Source organism: Candidatus Hydrogenedentota bacterium, assembly GCA_035416745.1.
Taxonomy (GTDB): domain Bacteria; phylum Hydrogenedentota; class Hydrogenedentia; order Hydrogenedentales; family SLHB01; genus UBA2224.
Map to the genome: position 1 here is coordinate 1 of DAOLNV010000163.1, position 3,884 is coordinate 3,884.

Consider the following 3,884-nt stretch of genomic DNA (forward strand, 5'->3'; position numbering starts at 1 on the left):
ATCAGCGACGAACTCGTCGAGCCCGTCCTCGCCCGCTCCAAGAAGCTCTATCCCGCCCCCCTGCGCCGCGTGACCGCGAACGTCGAGGTGGACGGCAAACCCCCGCCTTTGCAGGTCTTTTTCGATTTCTGGCGGATCGACTATGGGACAGCAGGGCCGTAAAACCCAACAAAAACGCGAAACGGCCGGCCCCGCCGGGAAAACCTCCAACCCGAAACCTCAAAACAGACACCGAAAACCCAAGCAAATCCGCATGGGTAAGGGCTGACTGCTCCGCCTATGGGATGCTAGTGGACTGAAACATGTCAGGCGGGTTCGGATCGTCCTTGTCACGGCTCGTAGACATCCTCGTATGACTTGAGCCCTTTGAACAGATTGTTGCGCGGCGCATATTCAATGTTGCGGTCGTTTGGGGTTGGGTTGAAATAGTAGGTCATGGTGAATTTCCGTGTCCATGCGTGGGGAACCTCAAGCGGCCCATACATTTTTCCATAGTACGCCATCTTTGCGCCCCCACTTTCTTCGCGACCGTTCCCCACGCGGAAGACAAGGTAGTCGTCATCCGCTATCCGCTCTTCGCAGAGATACTTTCCTTCCACGCGATGCAAGCGCAAAGCTCCTTCAGGCCGATATCCCGAAAGAGCAGCGACTTGGTCTGAGACCAGCGCGCTGAACTTGTCTTTTTTTCGCATGTAGAAGCCATTGCCCTCCCCCGGGAAAGACAGGGTAATCGTCAGGTCGTAATTTGACCGCCCCCCCCTTTTCTCGTCGTACGTGTAGACCATATCGGCATGCGTCCCTTTTCCGTAAGGGCCCACCCAGTCTCCGGCCAGAAAGTCGAAACCGAGGCTGTTCGTGTCCGCCGGCAGGGTGACTTCAAGCCGCCTCGCGTACATCCGGATCGGGTTGCGGATCTGCTTGAGCGTCACCCGGACCGTTGGGTTCCATGGGATTCGGCACCCATCTTCCATGCTGATAATTCCCAGTCCGCCAAAAGCGAACTTGGATCGTGTCTTATAGAAGCCGTCTTTCGTCACACTATAGATCAGTTCCTCTGACAGCCGCCCCTCTGCCGCAAACAGCCCGTCACAGTCCGTTCCACCTGTAGTAGGTTTCACACCGTTTACGGCCAGATTGACACTAACGGCGGCATTCGTGACGTTGTTTCCGTCCTCATCAACAACATGAAACGTCACCTTGGCCTTGGGCCCTCCGAGTTTGGACACGCCATGTTTCTCAGCCTGGTAGCGGCTCCACTCTTCCGACGGGACCTTGACCCTCTTTCGCGGGTCAAACGCCAGGACCGCGTTGGTCAGCACGACCACCCCCGGAGCGTAGGCCGCGCCGAGACGCGATAGACGGGCTTCTTCCGCCACGGCCCTCCCAACTTCCGCCGCCGCTTCCCGCGCCTCACCTGCGGGCATACGTTTCACCTCGTCCGCCGCGGTTCCGGGCCGCCCGGAGACAAGTCTCCAAACGATGAAAACGGTCACCGCAAGTACCGTGCCTGCAAGCAGCTTTCTCACTTCAGCCCTCCAGTCTCCACAAGATTGACGAACAGCGGGTAGACGTAATAGTAGGCCACCTGCTTCAAATCGCTATGCAGCCAGCGGTTGTCGAGATCACCGTCTCCCGTCCGCCACCAGCCATTGGGATGCAGATTAAGTGCATTCATATCCACCTCTTCCGCCATAACAGGTTCTTCATTAGATCCAACTTGCGCAAGCCCCGCCGCCTGCGAGAGGGCAGGTATGCCATAGGCGAGAATTCGAAATCGATCCGCCAACGATATCGAATAATGAAACATCTCGGCTGGATTCGGATGGAAGACCGGCGTTGTCCTGAGTTGGTCAGACGTGAGGGCGTTCGCCGCATCCTGACAATACGTACGCCACCATGTCAAATCAGCCTTGTAACCAAGGAAGCCCCATCCGGCGCAATCGCTTGCGTAGCTAGACGTGATGAGATCGCTCGACGCGGTCCGTCCCTTGAACAATTCCTGTTTCTGCCAACTGTAGCGACCGACGTCAGCAAGGATTCCCTCAGCAGGCCAGGGCGTTCCATCTGCGTTGAGTTCGAATACTTGGTCACCACTTGAATAGTAATTGTACGCGACGGGGAGGACGGCATGAAAGCGGTTTGTCCACGTCAGCGTCGCTCGAGCGTCCGCATCAAAAAGCGCGTGCCAGCAGGCCGACCATGTTTTTGAATGGTAATCCCGCCAATCATCGTGGACCATCGGGTTGGATGCCCCGGAGGTGTTGAACAGGCTCGCGTCGTAACACTCGGCCGCAACAGCCGCGTTGAGCATGAAGTACTTGGTCACCTGCAGACCATGGTCTTGGATCGCGCTCGAGACCGCCATGTTGCCGAGGCTGTGCGCCGCGATCACCTTGACCTCGCCCGGCAGGGACGCGACGGCAGCGCTCAGACCCTGCGCGGTCTCGAAAGCATGGCAAACATTCGTGTAGTAGTTTGGCGAGCGATAACCCGCACCAGTAATCCAATGCTGGCTCTCGTTGCCGTACCACGTAACGGCCGTGAACCGGGCGTTCATGCCGGACTGGTAGAGCCTCTTGAACACTTCCGCGTTCCACGCCCGGGCCTCGCCTTCGCTGACGTTGTATCCGTGGACAAAAACGAAATGAGCCTCGCAGTCGCCTGGATCCGGCTGGCCGAGGGGGTCCAGTTGCAGCGCGCCGCCAGTCGGACGTTCGACGGCGCCTCCGGCGGCGGACCGGAGGTTCACCCACCTGTACATGTTCTCCACCTCGTAGAACCGGACGGGGCACTCCGCGCTTAATATCGTATGGCCGTCCGCGTCAACGACTTCCAACTCCATGCACGCACCATCACGTGTGCCTTCGACCATCAACACCCCCTTATCACCGTCCGCCCGGACCGCTGCCAAGAACTCGGCTGATAGCGGCGTGGACACCTCCACGAAGGGATCGGCTGGCAAGAGAGGCGCGGACGGCGCCGGGGCGTTTAACTGTGGGCCACACTTATTGTAGTCCGTACGGAGGCAGTCAGTCGCGTTATAGCGTGACAGGTCCGTTTCAGCGAAAGCAATGCCAATGCTCTTGATCCTGTATAGGTATCCGTCTTCAGGAGGCAGCAAGCTCAATGTTCCTCCCAGATTGAGCCAAACGATCATGAAATCCAACAGGTCTGAACGGCCGTTAACAATGTGATCCAAACAGTTACACTCGAACTGATCGGGCTGGTCGGTGTCAGGTACGTTCTCCTCGTGTTCCGCAAAGGCCCCATTGTCGTTGTCGTCGTTGATCCAGAACCGGAAAACTTCATTTGTGGCTGCTCGGAGCCGGTCAGCGCCGTCAATTATTCCGTCGCGATCGTAATCAGGGACTAGAGCCATCCTGACCACCGTCACCCTGACGGTGTCGCAGCAGGTGACGCCGCCGGAGGCGAGGCGGAGTTCCAGCGCCACGTCGCGGGGGACTGCACTGGTTTCGACGCCTTGGAGATAAACCGTCGGCGGGATCGTGTCGGTGCCTACGGTCCATATCTTCGGCAAGGTGAACGGCGTGCCGTTGGTGTTGTTCTCCGGCCACACCGCGATCTTCCCGCCGCAGGCGGCGGCGGAGAGCGTCAGGGTTCCCGACGTTAGGCCCTCCGGACCGAACGACAGGTTCAGCGGCGCAAGACTCTCCGCGCCGATCACGGCCAGACCTCCCACGCTCTCTTCGAGTGAATCGTCTTCTTCATCAATGCCGCCATCATAATCCGAATCGGCGTCAAGATCAACTTTGGGCACGTACAACGTTGCGCTCTTGCCTGCGGCTTTAAACGTCGAATTGGGCCAGTAGATTTCTTTGGTGACGATATGATCAGGATCAAGCACGAAGATTTGCGGCGATTGG

2 protein-coding genes are annotated in these 3,884 nt (G+C 58.2%); both read right to left on the minus strand.

Translation table 11 applies throughout. The features are described 5' to 3' along the window. Window positions 1–329: 329 nt before the first annotated feature. The gene (locus tag PLJ71_22535; protein ID HQM51466.1) at window positions 330–1,526 is read right to left on the minus strand and encodes a hypothetical protein; all 1,197 of its coding nucleotides are present in this window, start codon (window positions 1,524–1,526) and stop codon (window positions 330–332) included. Next, the coding region (locus PLJ71_22540; GenBank protein HQM51467.1) for a hypothetical protein at window positions 1,523–3,884 on the minus strand (2,362 nt) is incomplete at its 5' end. The genes PLJ71_22540 and PLJ71_22535, both read right to left, overlap by 4 nt.